This is a genomic window from Paenibacillus sp. GCM10027626, assembly GCF_042676285.1.
Classification (GTDB): Bacteria; Bacillota; Bacilli; order Paenibacillales; family Paenibacillaceae; genus Paenibacillus_Z.
In genome coordinates this window covers 717,609-735,170 of sequence record NZ_JBHTHC010000002.1, presented here as the reverse complement: position 1 = coordinate 735,170, position 17,562 = coordinate 717,609, and the positions used below count along the sequence as shown (strand labels likewise).

16 protein-coding genes are annotated in these 17,562 nt (G+C 51.8%); 2 read left to right on the top strand and 14 right to left on the bottom strand.

Features of this window, described 5'->3' with window-relative positions; all coding sequences use genetic code 11:
• Positions 1-41: 41 nt before the first annotated feature.
• The 5 genes from ACFQ0N_RS07040 to metH form a co-directional block, all read right to left on the bottom strand.
• Positions 42-848, bottom strand: coding sequence for an HAD-IIA family hydrolase (locus ACFQ0N_RS07040; protein WP_379324212.1), 807 nt, complete (start codon positions 846-848; stop codon positions 42-44).
• On the bottom strand, positions 814-2,145 hold the full coding sequence (locus tag ACFQ0N_RS07035) for a ribonuclease H-like domain-containing protein (RefSeq protein WP_379324210.1): 1,332 nt from the start codon (positions 2,143-2,145) through the stop codon (positions 814-816). Before ACFQ0N_RS07035 ends, ACFQ0N_RS07040 begins: the two co-directional genes overlap by 35 nt.
• Positions 2,142-4,427, bottom strand: coding sequence for a DEAD/DEAH box helicase (locus ACFQ0N_RS07030; RefSeq protein WP_379324208.1), 2,286 nt, complete (start codon positions 4,425-4,427; stop codon positions 2,142-2,144). The genes ACFQ0N_RS07035 and ACFQ0N_RS07030 overlap by 4 nt, the downstream gene beginning before the upstream one ends.
• 73 nt (positions 4,428-4,500) lie before the next feature.
• Complete coding sequence (rnz, locus tag ACFQ0N_RS07025) at positions 4,501-5,421, bottom strand: ribonuclease Z (RefSeq protein ID WP_379324206.1); 921 nt, start codon at positions 5,419-5,421, stop codon at positions 4,501-4,503.
• Between the two features lie 86 nt (positions 5,422-5,507).
• Positions 5,508-8,948 (bottom strand): methionine synthase, encoded by a 3,441-nt coding sequence (metH, locus tag ACFQ0N_RS07020; protein ID WP_379324204.1) that lies wholly within the window; start codon positions 8,946-8,948, stop codon positions 5,508-5,510.
• 148 nt (positions 8,949-9,096) lie between these two features.
• Here metH and ACFQ0N_RS07015 point away from each other — a divergent pair, with 148 nt between their 5' ends.
• Positions 9,097-9,636, top strand: a complete 540-nt coding sequence (locus ACFQ0N_RS07015) for a 1,2-dihydroxy-3-keto-5-methylthiopentene dioxygenase (RefSeq protein ID WP_379324202.1) — start codon at positions 9,097-9,099, stop codon at positions 9,634-9,636.
• Positions 9,637-9,696: 60 nt separating this feature from the next.
• On the opposite strand, the gene ACFQ0N_RS07010 is transcribed toward ACFQ0N_RS07015, so the two are convergent.
• The 4 genes from ACFQ0N_RS07010 to ACFQ0N_RS06995 all read right to left on the bottom strand — a co-directional run bounded on the left by ACFQ0N_RS07010 (position 9,697) and on the right by ACFQ0N_RS06995 (position 11,836).
• On the bottom strand, positions 9,697-10,482 hold the full coding sequence (locus ACFQ0N_RS07010) for an HAD family hydrolase (protein ID WP_379324200.1): 786 nt from the start codon (positions 10,480-10,482) through the stop codon (positions 9,697-9,699).
• Between the two features lie 28 nt (positions 10,483-10,510).
• Complete coding sequence (locus tag ACFQ0N_RS07005; RefSeq protein WP_379324198.1) at positions 10,511-11,029, bottom strand: hypothetical protein; 519 nt, start codon at positions 11,027-11,029, stop codon at positions 10,511-10,513.
• A 24-nt stretch (positions 11,030-11,053) separates the two neighbouring features.
• A complete protein-coding gene (locus tag ACFQ0N_RS07000; RefSeq protein WP_379324196.1) occupies positions 11,054-11,254 on the bottom strand; it encodes a DUF896 domain-containing protein in 201 nt (66 codons plus the stop codon).
• 213 nt (positions 11,255-11,467) lie between these two features.
• The gene (locus ACFQ0N_RS06995) at positions 11,468-11,836 is read right to left on the bottom strand and encodes a LysM peptidoglycan-binding domain-containing protein (protein WP_379324194.1); all 369 of its coding nucleotides are present in this window, start codon (positions 11,834-11,836) and stop codon (positions 11,468-11,470) included.
• Between the two features lie 201 nt (positions 11,837-12,037).
• Here ACFQ0N_RS06995 and lexA point away from each other — a divergent pair, with 201 nt between their 5' ends.
• Positions 12,038-12,658 carry a transcriptional repressor LexA gene (gene lexA, locus ACFQ0N_RS06990; RefSeq protein ID WP_379324192.1) on the top strand — a complete coding sequence of 207 codons (621 nt, stop codon included), beginning with the start codon at positions 12,038-12,040 and terminating at the stop codon, positions 12,656-12,658.
• A gap of 204 nt (positions 12,659-12,862) precedes the next feature.
• Here lexA and ACFQ0N_RS06985 read toward each other — a convergent pair whose 3' ends face one another.
• From ACFQ0N_RS06985 to ACFQ0N_RS06965, 5 genes are all read right to left on the bottom strand, one after another.
• The gene (locus tag ACFQ0N_RS06985; RefSeq protein WP_379324190.1) at positions 12,863-13,453 is read right to left on the bottom strand and encodes a histidine phosphatase family protein; all 591 of its coding nucleotides are present in this window, start codon (positions 13,451-13,453) and stop codon (positions 12,863-12,865) included.
• Positions 13,454-13,873: 420 nt separating this feature from the next.
• On the bottom strand, positions 13,874-14,158 hold the full coding sequence (locus ACFQ0N_RS06980) for a phage holin family protein (RefSeq protein ID WP_379324188.1): 285 nt from the start codon (positions 14,156-14,158) through the stop codon (positions 13,874-13,876).
• A 259-nt stretch (positions 14,159-14,417) separates the two neighbouring features.
• On the bottom strand, positions 14,418-15,746 hold the full coding sequence (gene glnA / locus ACFQ0N_RS06975) for a type I glutamate--ammonia ligase (RefSeq protein ID WP_379324186.1): 1,329 nt from the start codon (positions 15,744-15,746) through the stop codon (positions 14,418-14,420).
• Positions 15,747-15,768: 22 nt separating this feature from the next.
• Positions 15,769-16,179, bottom strand: a complete 411-nt coding sequence (locus tag ACFQ0N_RS06970) for a MerR family transcriptional regulator (protein ID WP_379324184.1) — start codon at positions 16,177-16,179, stop codon at positions 15,769-15,771.
• A gap of 61 nt (positions 16,180-16,240) precedes the next feature.
• Positions 16,241-17,542, bottom strand: coding sequence for a methionine gamma-lyase family protein (locus tag ACFQ0N_RS06965; protein WP_379324311.1), 1,302 nt, complete (start codon positions 17,540-17,542; stop codon positions 16,241-16,243).
• Positions 17,543-17,562: the final 20 nt, after the last annotated feature.

Below are 17,562 nucleotides of genomic sequence, written 5' to 3'. Positions count from 1 at the left end.
CCATTATCGTTAGCGTGCCAGTTTGCCAGTCATAATAAACGTCAAGGCGAGGATAATTGTTCAATTCTTTGCAACAATAGATGCAAATCCCCGATAACTTCATCAGCATGACAATTAGCGCGTCCAAGCAGCTCCTTGTAATTCGTTTCCGTCGCAAGACCTGTCAATACAAGCGCCGACCGGCAGCCTACAGCATGCGCCGCGGCGATATCTGTCGCCGGGTTATCGCCGATAACCCACACCTGTTCCACCGGGAGCCCGATGCGTGACAGGGCGTAATTCATCATGATTGCCGACGGCTTACCGATGACAGTCGGCTCTGCTCCGCTGGCCCGCTCCAGCATGGCCGATATCGACCCTGCTCCGGGAATAAAACCTTTATCAGAAGGAAGAAGCACATCCGGATTCGTTAATATATAGTCGGCTCCTGACCGGATATGGCTTACAGCTGCCGCCAGCCGCTCATAGGTGAGATGGCGGTCAATTCCTTGTACAACAACGTTCGGCTTTTCCTGGACGACCTGCAATCCGGCTTCGAGCAATGCATGCTCAAGACCGTGCTCGCCAACGACAAACACGCGTCCGTCTTGGTAACGATCGCAAATATAAGCTGCCGCAGCTTGCGCCGATGTGCAGACATGCTGCGGTTCAGCAGGAATCCCCATCGACTTCAGCCGTTCTGCTACCGCCTCCGGCGCAGCGGATGAATTGTTAGTAACAAATAAATAAGGCAGGTTAAGCCGTTCTAAGCCGCGAATAAGCCGATCGGCACCGTCAATCATCGTATTGCCGTGATAAAGCGTGCCGTCCAGATCAATCAACAATCCGCCGAGCTTCCGCATACTCATCGCTGATCCTCCTAACTTTAAGCCGCAGCCGTTCAATTCGCTTGCGTATCCCTTCAAGCTCTGCACGCTGCTTTGCCCCAGGGCGGACAAGCCCTGTATAGCGCCTCCTTGCAAGCGACAGCGCTGTTTCCGCTAACGCCAGCGCCGGCTCGAATTGCTTTGTTTTATGTTCATAATACATGGACAGCTCAATATGGGCTTCCCAGCTGTGCCATTCCGCCCCATCGGCAGCCTGTACAACCTTCTGCCACAATAACACAGCCCGCGGCCAATTGCCATACTTCTTGTCCCGCGCAGCCAGCATTAGCCACGCTTGGGGCGCCGGACTGCTCCATTCCTGCAGCCTGGCATAGAGCGGTTCGGCAGCGGGAGCGCCCTGCATCTTTTCCAGCCACATCCCGGTGCGGATCAGCTCTTCCGCCCCATCCGGGTAAGGCAGCCTTTCTCCCAGCTGTCCGGCAAGCAAGTGGGCGAAGCGAATCGCCAGACACGCAAGCGATATCATGTCGATTTCATTATGCCGGAATACGCCCAGCAGCGGAGCAGGCTCTTGGTCAGCCAGAAATTGAAAATAAATCGAAGGCGCCAGCATGCCAGGCACATCATCGACGCGGGCAATGCCAAGACGCTCCTCCTCGATATGGCTTAGCTTGCAGGAAGCGAGCGTATTGCGCCAAATGCTGCGGGAAGGATGCAGCAGATCGAGGTGAACCGGCTGCCAGGCAAATTGGCGGAAGCCATGCAGAATAAAACGGTTCATCAATACGGGCCAGTCGAAGGTTTTCCCGTTATAGGTGGCCAAATGCGTAAAGTTCGGCAGCTTATCCATGAGATAGGCCAACATTGCCCGTTCCTCCGCCGGATGGCGAATCAGCATTTGCTCGACTACAAATTGTTCGCCGCTGCAAAAACCGAGGCCGACCATGAAAGGAACATTGCCAGCCCCAATCCCGAGTCCAGTCGTCTCCAAATCAAAAAACAAAATGCGGTCATGGATAGGATTAACGGCTGACGCCCCTTCCTTCTGCGCCTGAAAGGCGATGAGACCCGCCGCAGTTGAAGCCAGCTCATCCAGCTGATGCTCCCCATGCCGGTAGGAAAGCGGGTAACGCCGCTCGCGCAGCAAAAAGCTGCCTTCCGCCGTCCGCTCCTCGCGGACGTCCATCCTTTTCCAGTCAGCCGACAGCTCCTCCTGCTGCGCATCTCCTGTATTCGCCGCCTCCGCTTTGCCTTCCTCCTGCTCCTGCGCAGCAGTATGGCTCTTCATTCGCAAAAGCTTATCACGCAGCCTGCTCATGGCATCACCTGTACTTCATCAATTAGTTCCAGTGCATTTGTTTTGCCGAGCAGCCCAACCTCTTCCATCGGTCCTACACAAGCCGGGCAGCCGCTCAGACAAGTACAGGAGCGAATAACCTCTCGCGCTTGCTCCAGCAGCTGCTCATGCACCTCGTAAAGCCGCTCGCTAAGCCCGATGCCGCCCGGGTAACGGTCATAAAAAAATATCGTCGGCCGTTTCGTATGTATCGCCTTCACCTGAGGCACCACGCGAATGTCCTGCGGATCACACATTAAATAGAGCGGCGCAATATGGACAAGCACGTTGGACAGGCCAAGCAAAGCCTGCTGCATCTCGTTCGTGCTTTTGCGCGCAGCCGCCTCTTCGCTGAAGGAAAACCAGTAGCTGCTCGTATGCAGCTCTTCCTCCGGCAGGTGAATTGGCCCTGAGCCGATATTTTCATGCGAGCGCAGACGAAGCTTCTTGAAAATAGTCGCTTTGGCGTTGACCGTTACTTCCCCGTATTGGCGAAGCAGCTCTCCGCTCTCGCACTGCTTGTCCACATGAAGCACCTTAAGCTCAACTGCCATGTTCGCATCTGTAAAATAGTCAACGTCCACTTCGCGGACGTAAGCTTTTTTCTCGGGATAATCCAGCTTCTCCACCTGATACTGGACGCCTTCATGGATATAGATCGCTTCTTCATGGATGAGCGTCGGCGCACTGAAGCGGTCAACTTCGCCAAGCACCCGGCTGCCGTTTGTCATATCGATAATAATAAAGTTCTCCTGCGCTGCAGACCGCAGCGATATTCCATGAGCCGGAAAGGACTGCTCCATCCAGTACCAGCGATTCTGGACCCGGTGCAGCACCTTTTCCTCTGTCAGAAATTCCAGCATATGCTCCAGCTCCTCCTCGCCAAATCGCTCACCTGCCTCAAACGGCAGCTCATAGGCCGCGCATTTGATATGGTCGATCAATATGAGCAGATTATCCGGATGAATCAACGCCCGCTCCGGCGGTCGGTTGAAAAAGAATTCCGGATGCTGAATCATATACTGATCGAGCGGATTGCTGCTTGCCACGAGAAACGTAACGGAAGTGCCCTGCCGCCGTCCGGCCCGTCCGGATTGCTGCCAGGTGCTGGCGATCGTTCCCGGGTAGCCGTTCATGACGCAGGCCTGAAGCTGGCCGATATCGATGCCGAGCTCCAGCGCGTTCGTGCTGACCACGCCGCGGATTTCGCCATTGCGCAGGCCGCGCTCGATTTCACGCCGCAATTGCGGCAAATAGCCGCCGCGATAGCCGCGAATCGTCTTCGCTCCCAGCTCATCCTTCACCTGCTCCTGCAAATAAGTAAGCAGCAGCTCGACACGGACCCGGCTGCGCGCAAACACGATCGTCTGCACCCCTTGGCGCAGCAGCATTCCCGCCAGACGACGCGTCTCCAGCACACTGCTGCGGCGGATTCCCATCTGCTTGTTCACAACCGGAGGATTATAGCAAATAAAGTGCTTCTCTCCCATCGGAGCTCCATTGTTGTCTATGAGCGCCACCTGCTCGCCGAGCAAACGCTCGGCATGCTCGCGTGGATTGTCGATGGTCGCCGAAGCGCAAATAAACTGCGGATTAGAGCCGTAGAAGCGGCAGATTCGCTTCAATCTTCTAATGACATTGGCAACGTGGCTGCCGAACACGCCCCGATAGGAGTGAACCTCGTCTATTACGATATACTTAATATTTTCAAACAGCTTTACCCACTTGGTATGATGCGGCAAAATCGCGGAATGAAGCATATCCGGATTGGTTACAACGATATGCCCGGCATTGCGCACCACTTGCCGCACCGCAGGCGGAGTGTCGCCGTCGTAAGTACTCGTCTTCAAATCGACATCCATCAGCTCTGCCAGCTGCTGCAGCTCAGCGACCTGATCCTGCGCCAGCGCCTTCGTCGGAAACAAATATAGCGCCCGCCCGCTCTCCTGCGCAAGCAGCGATTGCAGGACAGGCAGGTTATAACAAAGCGTCTTGCCCGATGCTGTCGGCGTGACCGCAACCACATGCCGTCCGTCTCTTACAGCGGCGAATGCTTCCGCTTGATGTACGAACAGCCGCTCGATCCCTCGTTCAGATAATGCCTTGCTAAGCTCAGGATGTATGCCGTCAGGCATCGGCACCGTCCGCGCCTCGCGGGCCGGAAAGGTATGCCAATGCGTAATGTTCTCAATAATGTCCGGCTGCTGCCGCAGCAGCTCCAGCCATTCCTCCAGACCGGAGGCTTTCCCCGTCCACCGGTTCATTGCACGATGTCCTCCTCATTCGTATACCTAATTTCTATTGTACAGAATGCATGTTCGGCCTGCAATGCCCACTCTAAACGGAGCGTTCAAAAAAATCGTAAGCCGCTTCAATTTCGGCAAACTGCCGCTTTCCTTCTTCGATCATCTTCGCAACGCTCTGTTTGTCGTAACGCGAGCTGAAATGCGTCAGTACAAGCCGCCTCGCTTTTGCCGCCTTCGCAATATCGATTGCCTGCTGTACAGTGGAATGGCCATAAGTATAAGCTTTTTCCTCCAGCCCTGTCTCAAATGTCGCCTCATGAACAAGCAAATCTGCGCCGCTGGCCAGCAAAATGCCATTTTCACAAGGGCGGGTATCTCCTAGCAAAGCTACAGTTCTGCCCGGAACATCAGGCTCAACCACCTCGGATGCAAGGATGATTCGGCCGTCAGGCAGCTGGGCATTCTCCCCCCGCTTCAGCCTTCCATAGAGCGGCCCCGGCGCTATTCCCAGTTCGGCCAGCCGCTTCGCATCAAGCCTGCCCGGCCGGTCTGCTTCCTCGACCCTGTAGCCATAGCAAGGCACCCGATGATCCAATGACGCAGCGGTGACGCGGTAATGCCCGTCGTCCATTACCACCTGTCGATCACCTTCAACCTCTACAATTGTTAGCTCATAGCTCAGCTGGGTCGCCGTATAATGGAACACAGCCTCCAGATAGCCTTTGATACCTGCAGGACCGTACAGCTCAAGCGCGCCCGCTCCTTCAAAATAAGAGCGACTGCTCAGTAAGCCCGGCAAGCCATGCAAATGATCGCCATGCAGATGGGTAATAAATATTTTTTCAAGCTTGTTCAGCTTTAATTTTGTTTCCATGAGCCGATGCTGGGTCGCCTCACCTGCGTCAAACAGCCAAAAACCGTTGGCCGGCTCAGGCAGCACCAAAGCTGCAGACGTTACATTACGCTCTTTTGACGGCCTGCCCGCACATGTACCGAGAAACAAAAACTTCATCGCGCAGCCTCCTTTTTATCATCATATAACAATACCCTTGAGCATGCGAATTTGCAGCTTCGCACACCCAAGGGTTAATGATCGTCCTACGCCTTATCTACGTTAAAATACTGTGCCTGCGGATGAGCAAATACCATGGCCGATACTGAAGCTTCCGGCTCCATCATAAACCCTTCTGTCAGTTCAATGCCAATGTCCTCCGGCTTCATCAGCTCGAACAGCGGCTGCTGATCCTCCAGGTTGGGACATGCCGGGTAACCGAACGAGACGCGTATTCCTTGATAACGGGCGCCATGACGCTGCTTCATCGTCATTTCCAGCGGATCCGGGAAGCCCCAAATGTCGCGCATCATATGGTGAACCTTTTCCGCCAAGCCCTCAGCGACCTCAAGCGCTACGGCTTGCAGTACATGGGAGCGCAAATAGTCGCCGCTGTCCTTCCACTGATTGGCCAAATCTCGTACACCCGCTCCCGCTGTAACGACAAGGAAACCGACATAATCCATCTCCCCGCTCTCTACCGAGCGTAAAAAATCTGCCAGACACAGGTAAGGCTCTACCTGCTGGCGTGGGAAGGAGAAACGTTTGATTTCCCGTCCCGGCTGCTGCGGATCGTAGATGATAATATCATTGCCCGAAGATTGCGCCGGGAAGAAGCGATACATGCCATGAGCCTGAATAATGCCGTCCGTGACCGCTAATTGCAGCACCTGATCGACCGTTTCTTTAAGCTGCGCCGCCTTTTCGTTGCCTTCTGCGAGCAGCTGCTCCACCTTGCCCTTCAAGCCCAAGTGATGACCAAGCAGCATCTGCATATTCACATATGGAATAATCTGCGGAATCGGCACATTGCGCAGTACATGACGCTCTAAATCCGGCGGCAGGTAAATGGGAGCATCTGTGGCAATATTCGAGCGCACAGCCCGCGTTAAAGTCGGCCCTTCCTTCTTTTCCTCAGGCTCCAGCCCGCCTGATGCCTTGAAATTGGCCCATTCCTCCTCAAAGGCTTGACGATGCTCAGGCACCATCAGCTTGTTGACGATATCAAGGCCTTCCATTGCATCTTTGGCATAAAGAACAAGTCCATCATATTCTGGACCGATTCTCGTTTTTGTAAACTTGCGGGTCAAGGCCGCTCCCCCTACAAGAATAGGGGCATTAATGCCTGCCGTACGCAAATCCTGAGCTGTCACGACCATCTGCTGCGCCGATTTAACAAGCAGACCTGAGAGCCCGATGGCATCTGCCTGCTCCTTGCGATAAGCTTCTATCAATTGCTCCGGCGGCACCTTAATGCCAAGATTTATTATTTTATAGCCATTATTCGACAAAATAATTTCGACCAAATTTTTGCCGATATCATGGACATCGCCTTTTACGGTCGCCAATATAACTTTCCCTTTGACCGCCGTTTCATTCTTCTCCATAAACTGCTCCAAATGAGAAACCGACGCCTTCATTACTTCCGCGCTTTGCAGCACCTCTGCCACAATCAGCTCATTATTGTTGAACAGCCGGCCGACTTCCTCCATCCCTTTCATCAACGGGCCGTTAATAATGTCCAGCGGGGCATATTTTTTTAGGGCCTCGTCCAAATCGGGGATAAGGCCTTCCTTCGTGCCTTCAACGACATAAGAAGCAAGCCGTTCTTCCAGCGGCAAATTCGACGTTTTTTCTTTTTTCGCGATCTTCTTGTCCCGGAATGCAGATACGAATGCCGCAAGTGTCTCGTCATTCGTGTTGAAGATCAATTCTTCCGCCAGCTTCCGTTCTTCTTCAGGTATAGACGCGTAACGCTCCAGCTTTTCCGTGTTGACAATCGCATAGTCCAGTCCGGCCCGCGTACAATGATACAAATAAACCGAGTTCAGCACCTCGCGGCCAGCATCCGGCAATCCAAAAGAAATGTTGCTTAGGCCGAGAATCGTTTTGGCCTGCGGATATTTCTCTTTGATCATGCGAATGCCTTCAATCGTCTCTACAGCCGAACCGATATATTGCGGATCGCCGGAGCCCACCGGGAACATATTCGGATCAAAAATAATATCTTCCGGATTTAAGCCGTATTTGTTGACAAGTAGTTCATACGAACGGGTAGCGACCTCCATCTTCGCTTCCCGCGAAACAGCCTGGCCGCGCTCATCAATCAAAATACAGACAACGGCCGCTCCATAACGATGAATGAGCGGTACAATCTTCTCGAATTTCGTTTCGCCGTCCTCCAGATTAATGGAGTTGATGATCGCTTTGCCTTGCGAATATTTGAGCCCCAGCTCAATGATATGATCATAGGTTGAGTCAAGCATGAGCGGCACTTTAATTTTCTTGACCACCTGCGGCAAAAATTGCTGCACCGCATACGCTTCGTCAATGTCTGTATCCTGGAGATTGATGTCGATAATATGAGCGCCGCCCTTAACTTGCGCCCTGGCGATTTCGGAAGCTTCATCGAATTTTTCTTCTTTAATAAGCCGCTTGAATTTGCGCGAGCCCGAAATGTTGGTGCGTTCGCCAATCATGATCGGACGATTGTCCGCTTCAATAAATACGGTATCTATTCCGGAAACGGCCGGCGGATGCTCGCCCATCTGTTGGCGCGGCTCGTATTTGGACAAAACCTCCACCATGGCACGCGTATGCGCCGGCGTTGTCCCGCAGCAGCCGCCGGCAATGTTGAGCCAGCCCTGCTCAGCAAAGGCGGCAATCTTCGTCGCCAGCGATGCCGGCGATTCATGATATTGCCCGTTCTCATCAGGCAAGCCCGCATTCGGATAACAGCTGATTGCCGCATCGGCAATTGCCGACAAGGAACGAATATGGTCGCGCATAAATTCCGGTCCTGTCGCACAGTTGAGACCGATCGAGACCGGCTTCAAATGTTCCAGCGAAATATAGAACGATTCAATGCTTTGTCCGGCAAGCGTCGTGCCCATCGGTTCGATTGTGCCGGAAATCATGAGCGGCAGGTGGGTGCCTGTTATTTCATACGCCTTTTGAATGCCGATGCTGCCAGCCTTTACATTCAGCGTATCTTGAGAAGTTTCCAGCAGCAGCGCATCAACTCCGCCTTCAATTAGCGCCACCGCTTGCTCGCAATAGCTGTCAACGAGCTGATCGAACGTTACGCCGCCCGTGACTGACAACGTCTTTGTCGTAGGTCCCATCGCACCAGCCACATAGCGCGGATGGTCCGGCGTCGAAAACTTTCTTGCCGCTTCGACGGCGATAGCTGCCGCTGCCAGGTTGATTTCCCGCGCCTTCTCGGGTATATCATATTCCACCAGAACGACTCCTGTTGCGCCAAACGTGTTCGTCTCCAAAATATCGGCGCCTGCTTCCAAATAAGCTTCATGAATATCACGAATGACGTCCGGTCGCGTCAATACAAGCATTTCATTACAGCCTTCGAGGTCTTCGCCGCCGAAATCTCTAGCTGTCAAATCGCATTGCTGAATCATCGTTCCCATCGCGCCATCCAATATTAAAATGCGCCGCTTCAGCATTTCCTGCAATGTCGGTTTGTTCATTCAAAAGACCCCTTCCGTGTCGAAAATCATTAAGACATAGTCTACCAGAATACTCGGAATTTGAAAAGCTGGCAATCGACAGCCTTCCGGTTTTATAATATAATTATTCATATCGGAAATAAGAATATTGGAAATGAGGGATTCGGGAATGGCTGAAATTCGCATTCGCAACACAGAAGAACGTATCCAGGGCGAAGAAAACGTTCGCGCTTTTTTGGACCAACAGGAAGTATTATATGAACATTGGAATCCAGCCAAACTTTCCGCAGAGCTGCAAAATAAATTTGTTTTGAGCGCTGAAGAGAAAGAACAGATCTTGGCTACTTTCGACGAAGAAATTCGCGATCTGGCACAGCGCCGCGGCTATCAGACATGGGATATTATCGCCCTGTCCGATGCTACGCCTAATCTGGATGAGCTGCTCAAAAAATTCGAGCAGGTGCATACCCATACCGAGGATGAAGTACGCGCCATTACTGCCGGCCGCGGCATCTTCATTATTAAAGGCACTGACGATGTCGGCTATTTCGATGTTGAACTGGAAGCCGGCGACGTCATCTCCGTGCCGGAGCACAAGCCGCATTTTTTCACCTTAATGGACAATCGTCAAATCGTTGCAGTTCGTCTCTTTATTGAAACTGAAGGCTGGATCGCGCATCCCTATGAAGATCCCGCATTTCAAAAATGAGAAAAGGTCGAGTTCAGGAAAGCATCTCCTGTGCTCGACCTTTATTTTAACATATCCGATCTAGCTAAGCAGTGGCAACAATTGTTCCAGACTGGAAATTTCAAGCGTAGGAATAATTTCGTCCGTCCGTTGTTTTCCGTCGCGGTTGATCCATACCGAAGTCATGCCAATTGTATTGGCGCCCAAAATATCAGTTGTCAGCTTGTCGCCCACCATGATGCCATCCTCCGCCTCAAGCCCAAGCCGCTCAAGCGCATGCTCGAATATCTCCGCCGCCGGTTTGCCACGGCCAAATTCGCCGGAAATAATAATATGATCGAAATACGGTATAAGCTCAGGCACGCCATCGAGCTTTTCCTGCTGCAAGTCCGGCGAGCCATTCGTCAGCAGGAGCAGCTTATATTTGCCTTTCAATTGATCGAGCACCCGGAATGTCTCCTCGTATACAATCGGACGCTTGCGGCGCTCTGCCGGGAATTGCTCCGCCAGTTCAGCGCCAAGCTCAGCATCGTCGATGCCTAGCGCCTTCAGTCCGTTCGTCCATGCATCCTTGCGATATCCTGGCACTAACTGCTCCATCTTGCGGAACTCAGGCTGCTTGCCGGCAGTGAAATTGCCCCAAAGCCCCTCGAATGGATTAATTCCGATCATCTTCGTAAACGTAATCGTCTCGTACGATTCATACAGCTTGCGGGCTTCAGCGCGGACTGCCTCTTCCAGCTTGTCCGGATCGATGCCGGTCTTGGCCGCTGCCGTCTCGCAAGTTGCCGCAAATGCTTCCTGAACGCTGCGGTCATCCCACAACAAAGTGTCATCCAAATCGAATAAAACTGCCTTCTTAGCCAACCCAATTCCTCCTAAATGCGATTACAGCTTATTTTTCGTTGAAAGTAACTTGATTTGCCGCAGCAAAGGCCCGCAGACGCTCCGTCATTTGTTCAATCGGATAACGGTTAATCGTACGCGTAAACACCCAGTTCGCACCCTTCACTTGCTCGATGACAACATTGCCGGGTTCAACCTTAATCGCCTTTATATTGCTAGCCATCAGCATCCGGTCGCCGCTAAAACGGCGCGTCTTCACATAATCCTTACCAACAGCCAAATAAGGGCGCCGCAAAATAAACATGACAGCCAGCAGCAAATAACAAACGATGGTTACCCAGAACAAGGTGCCGCTCGTCTGCTCCGCTCCAGAAGCGGTAGACATAATGGCAAACAAGGCTGTAAACAGCACTAAAAATGCCGGTAAAATAATGCTGCGCCCTTTAAAGATATCCGCGCCGGGCGCAGAGACACCCGTATTTAACGGCTTCTCCCCCCGCTTTTTCCGCTGCTTGTTCAGTTGAGCTTGATTTTTTCTTACTTTTCTTTCCCATGACCGCGCTGACACAAATATAACCTCCTAAAATGCTGTCTAATGTTTTATTGAGCCTCCGCCGTTTGAATCTTCATCCTCTGCCCAGCGAATCGAATTCATCTGATTGCGGAAGTTTCTTCTGAAGTTGTCCAAATATTCCTTGCGCAGTTGTTCGCGCTCGGCCGTCTCCTCTGCTGTGAGCCCAACTGTCTTATGCTTGCGCGACAGCTCATTAATTCTTGCAATTAACTTCTCCAAAACAAGACGCCTCCCTGATCATTAAAGCAATGACATATGTACCACCCTTTACTTTGCATTTTTAATCCTCAATTGTCAAGAATGCCGCGAGATGTTCACCCTTTGTTCCTTAATACTGCCAAAACAAATGCATAAAAAAAAGCGTCGAATCCGGGCAATGACCCGGACGCAACGCTTACCTAAATTGAAACTATCCCCCATAACGTCCAACCATTACTTCGCAGGCACGATCAACGTCTGTCCTACCTTCAACATACTGCTCTTCAATTGATTCCGCTGTTGAATATCATAGACGACACGTCGTAAATCCTCGTCTTGATTGCGTACCTTGCCCGCTATTGCCCATAGCGTGTCCCCCGCGCCAACTACGAGGATGCGTTCATCGGCACGAGCCGGCTCCAACTGCTCCCCGTTAGCGCTGCTTTTCACTAAATTCAACCCGCTGTAGAGCAATATTGCGAACAGCGCTGCTGCTGCAACACGCACCATCAGACGTCCTGCCGTCCGCTTCTTCATTGCCTGCTTTGCCGGCTTATTGCCCAGTTCCTTCCGATCGCTGCTATAATAAGAGATTGTCATCATGACCAGCACCCCAAACGTTTGTTCTGTTTTGTTGAATTTAGAATAGCACGAACATCCGTTTGCAGTCAATACCAAAACAAGAACTTTTGTTCGTAATTTTTTTGCAAAATAATTAAAGTGCATTTTTTCTCGAACCTATGTTTGTACGAACTCCGGTTCTGTGCTATAATTTTACACAAATGAACTTATGGAGTGATTCCAGTGTCGAAACTTTCCAACCGCCAGCAGGCGATACTCGAATTCATCAAGAATGAAGTTCGGGAGAAAGGCTACCCGCCATCTGTACGTGAAATCGGTGAAGCAGTAGGTCTCGCCTCGAGCTCGACGGTACACGGCCATCTGGATCGATTGGAGAAGAAAGGTCTGATCCGGCGCGATCCAACCAAACCGCGGGCGATCGAGATTTTGGACCAGACGATTTCAGAGCTGCCGTTCCCGCAAGCCATCGCCAAAGTGCCGGTCGTCGGCAAAGTAACCGCAGGTATGCCGATAACAGCAACCGAGAACATCGAAGACTACTTCCCGTTGCCGGCCGACCGCGTCGGGGACGATAACGTCTTTATTCTCAGCGTTATGGGCGAAAGTATGATCGAAGCGGGTATTCATGACGGCGACTATGTGATCGTCCGTCAGCAGCCGACTGCCATGAACGGCGATATCGTCGTAGCAATGACCGAGGATGATGAAGCAACCGTCAAGACCTTCTACAAAGAGAAGGATCATATCCGCTTGCAGCCGGAGAACGCTACGATGAAGCCGATTCGATTGCGCAATGTCACCATTTTGGGCAAGGTTATCGGATTGTTCCGCGACATCCATTAGAATGCGGGGCTGCCTTGCATAAGGCAACTCAAGTTACAGTGAAAAGGAAAGAGCTGTCTCAGAAGCAGTTGACAAACCGCTTCTGAGACAGCTCTTTTTTAACCACGCCAGAATTTATACGTTTTCAGGCTGTGCGGAAAAAACAAAATTCTTATTGGCGATAAAAACCACCTCAAGCTTACGAGGCGGGTTTGCCAGGCAAACCTATAGGTCGCTCATCCTCGAAGGACTTCGATAGAAGTTTTTCTCATCGCGTTCATATAGATACAGCTTCCCATTATCCGCATAGGTAAAGCCTGGGCCGTGAAAGCCCCTCCTTTTCAGCTCCTTGCGCAAATAATGCATCAGCGCTGCATGGCTCACAATAAGCACGCTGCTTGCCTGTCCGACCATAATTTCATCGATCACCGTTTTGACCCGCGCCTTTGCCTCCTCTATATCCGCTCTCGTGCGGCGATTAAACAGCCCTGAAAACCTGATTAGGATCGCCCACACAAGAAAGGGCAGCTTCAACTTGAACTTGAATTCAGGCGCCGGAATTTCCCGCAGCTCTGCCTTCACATGAAGCTTTCCGCCAAAAATTAATTCAGCCGTACGAACCGCCCTCGGCATTACACTGACATAGCACTCATCCCAAGCCGTTTCCCCCAGCCCGGTTTCTCCCTCCTCAATATCAGCCTGATCATAGGCGCGAAACCATTCCGTCACCTCATCCGCACTAAAGCGCCTCCCTTTCGGATATGGATGCTTCACTTTGAAATGTCGAACTAACCCGATTTTTCGTACCATATGCATATGAGCAATCTGCTCCCTGTCTCCCCTTTCACCATCAGACTCAAATGCGAACAAACGGACTTATTCGCTAGTATGCCAATTGTGGCAGAACTTGTATCCGTATGCAACCCTTTTACAAACAAATAAACTCTGCAGGCAGGCAGAGTTTAATCGCTTCTATACTGGGCAAAAACCACGGATTTATGCAATTAGTAACAAACACCCAATCATTAAGCAACTTTCAAGCATAACTTAACATGTACTCTGATCAAGGAGGTGCATGACAAAATGGGATGTGTTGGAGGAGAATTTCGTAACAACATGGGCTCGACGCTGGTTCTGTTCATTCTGCTGGTTATTATCCTTTGCGGCTGCTTTGGATTTGGATTCATCTAATCTGTGCTTGCTCATTCGCAAGACCCGCCTATGCGCGGGTCTATTTTATTTTGTTTGCTTATCATCGGGGAAGATCCCCTTCCTGCTTTGCTTGTAAAGCTGATGGCCGTATACAGCCGCCGCACCGCACAATATCCCCTGAACAACAGACTCTACACCCCACCCGATCGAAAAGCCGGAAAGCAATATAGCTGTGGCAGTGACAATGTAGATAATCGTCCAGTCGGGAACGTGCGGCGTGCGTTTCAACACTATTCCTACAATCCAGCAGCATACAACGATAGAGCTTAACCGTTGATCAACCAGGTTCATAATCGCATCCCATTCCATTACTATCACTCTCCCATTTTTAATAGAATATGCTTGGACAACATATCTTATGAGGGCGATTGCTCTAATAGGAACACCCGAAATGAGAGTTGATAGAAAACGACTGAAGCCTCCCTTGGTGCTATCGCTGCTTCGCCGTAAAGCAAGCTCTCATGCGCTTTGTCGCTGCAGTGAACTTAAACTTTCTGTGCATCAAAAAGAGCCCCGCGCTAGCGGAGCCCATGTGCCAAAGCAATATCGAATTGACGGATATTTCGCTCTAATATAACCGCAAATATTGATCCCGTTCCCACTGATGAACTTGCGTTCGGAACATATCCCATTCAATCTCCTTCAGCTCGCAAAAATGAGCTAACGCGTGATCGCCCAATGCGGCACATGCCACTTCACTGGCAAGCAGTTCGTCAAGAGCTTCCTTTAGATCAAGCGGCAGACTTACAATTCCTTCGCTCTCCCGCTCTTCCTCTGTCATGATATAAATATTGCGGTCCGTAGACGCAGGAAGCGGCAGCTTGCGGGCTATGCCGTCAAGCCCGGCCTTCAGCATGACCGCCAATGCCAGATACGGATTAGCCGCAGGATCGGGATTTCTCACTTCTACACGCGTGCTGAGGCCGCGGGAAGCGGGAATCCGGATCATCGGGCTGCGATTGCTAGCCGACCAGGCTACATAACACGGCGCCTCATAGCCGGGCACCAGCCGCTTATACGAGTTGACTGTCGGGTTCGTAATGGCGGCAAACGCTCTGGCATGCTGTAAAATACCAGCCATATAATGCCTTGCCGTATCGCTTAGGCCAAGCTCGTCATGCTCATCATAAAATGCATTCTCCCCGCCGCGAAACAGCGATTGATGGCAGTGCATGCCCGATCCGTTCACCCCGAACAGCGGCTTCGGCATAAAGGTCGCATGCAGGCCATGCTGCCGCGCCACTGTTTTGACGACAAGCTTGAAGGTTTGGATCTGATCCGCCGCCTTCACAGCATCGGCATATTTGAAATCGATCTCGTGCTGTCCAGGCGCCACCTCATGATGTGAGGCCTCGATTTCAAACCCCATCTCCTCCAGCGTCAGCACAATTTCCCGCCGGCAATTTTCGCCCAGATCGGTAGGCGCCAAATCGAAGTAGCCGCCCTGATCATTCAACTCTGTAGTCGGGTTGCCCTTCTCGTCGGTCTTGAACAAAAAGAATTCCGGCTCCGGCCCTACATTCATAGCGGTAAAGCCCATTTCCTCCGCTTCGCGAAGCACGCGCTTTAAAATCCCCCGCGGGTCTCCGGCAAAGGGCGACCCATCCGGCATGTAGACATCGCAAATCAGCCGCGCGACACGCTCCTCCGCAACCCACGGGAAGACGACCCAAGTATCAAGATCCGGGTACAAGTACATGTCGGATTCTTCAATCCGTACATAACCTTCAATTGAAGAGCCGTCAAACATCATCTTGTTGTCAAGCGCTTTTTGCAGCTGGCTGACCGGAATTTCGACGTTTTTAATCGTGCCCAGCAAATCTGTAAATTGCAATCGAATAAACCGTACATTCTGCTCCTTGGCGATTCGCTTAATATCCTCTGCTGTATACCCCACGAAAAACTCATCCCCTTCCATGCTACTTCTTGGTATAAAAATGAGAAAGCTGGCCTTGAATCATCAAGTTCTTGCCCGGCTGACGTTCCGTCAGCCCTTCCTTAAGCAGCCCTCTGAGCTGCTTGACATTCAATGAGCGCCGCCGCTGTTCCGACTGTTCGCTGACGACAGTAGCTTCCTCGGATTGCCGCTTAAGCGGATTTATAACCTGCTTGATGCCGGCAATATTGATCCCCTTCTCAATGAGAGCCTTAATCTCGAGGAGGCGTTCCACATCATTAAAAGAAAATAACCGCTGATTGCCTGAAGTGCGGGCCGGAACAATCAATTCATGCTGTTCATAATAACGGATCTGACGCGCAGTCAAATCCGTTAGTTTCATTACGATGCCGATCGGGAATAGTGCCATATTTCGACGTATTGCATCGCTCATGACCTATCAGCCCTCCGCATTGATATTATGATCAATATTTTACTCCCGGCGCCAAAACATGTCAATCGGCGTAAGGTTTTATAACAATAAGTTCACGTTCAGCTAATGAAGATAGTGCATGAAGCACTCCATACTTGACATGAGCATAAGTAAGACCGCCTTGCATATACGCGATGTAAGGTTCTCTTACAGGAGCATCAGCAGACAGCTCAAGGCTGCCGCCCTGCATAAAGGTGCCCGCAGCCATAATAACCGGGTGCTCATAGCCTGGCATATCCCATGGCTCAGGCACGACATGCGAATCGACTGCCGCCGCGCGCTGGATGCCTTGCACAAAAGCGATTAATTGTTCCGGCTCTTTGAAGCGAACCGCTTGAATCAAGTCCGTCCGCAGCTCGTCCCAGCCCGGCTTGCTGATAAAGCCCAGGCGCTCAAACATTGCCGCGGCGAACACACTGCCTTTGAGCGCTTGTCCTACCAGATGCGGGGCCAAAAATAGCCCTTGGTACATCGCCCGCAAAGTGTCGAGCGTCGCTCCTACCTCTCCGCCAATCCCGGGCGCAGTCAAGCGATAGGCGGTCAGATTGACCGCTTCGCGCGTCCCGGCCACATATCCCCCCGTAGGTGCTATGCCGCCGCCCGGATTTTTGATTAAGGAGCCTGCCATCAAATCTGCGCCAACCTCAGTCGGCTCCATCAGCTCTGCAAATTCCCCATAGCAATTGTCAACGAATATTTTCACATCCGGCTTCAGCTTGCGAACACGCTCGACCATTTCCGCGATTTGTGCGATCGTAAAGGACGAGCGCCAGTCATAGCCGCGCGAGCGTTGAATGCCGACCACCTTCGTCTGTTCGCCGATCCGCTCGGCGACCTGCTCCCAATCCACGCCCCCATCCGGAAGGAGGGCGACCTCGCCATAGCCGATGCCAAAATCCTGCAATGAGCCGCGGCCATCGCCCGGGTCGCCAATGACTTTATGCAGCGTGTCGTAGGGGCGGCCTGTAATGTAAAGCAGCTCGTCCCCAGGCCGCAGCAGACCAAAGAGCGCACAGCTGATCGTATGCGTTCCCGACACAAAATGAGGGCGGACAAGCGCCGCTTCCGCCCCGAATACGTCTGCAAATACTTCATCCAACACTTCCCGGCCGCGGTCATTATAACCATATCCTGTCGAGCCGTTGAAGTGATAGTCGCTTACACGATGCTTCTGAAAAGCTTGAATAACTTTCCATTGATTGCGTTCTGCCGTCCTGTCCAATCTGCGAAAAGCGCTTTGCACCTGTTCTTCTACTGAATCCGCCCATTGCAGCAGGATGTCCCAATCCGGACGCCCGTCGCTTCCTAGCTGTCTTCGCTCCATCCCCGTCACGCTGTTCTTCT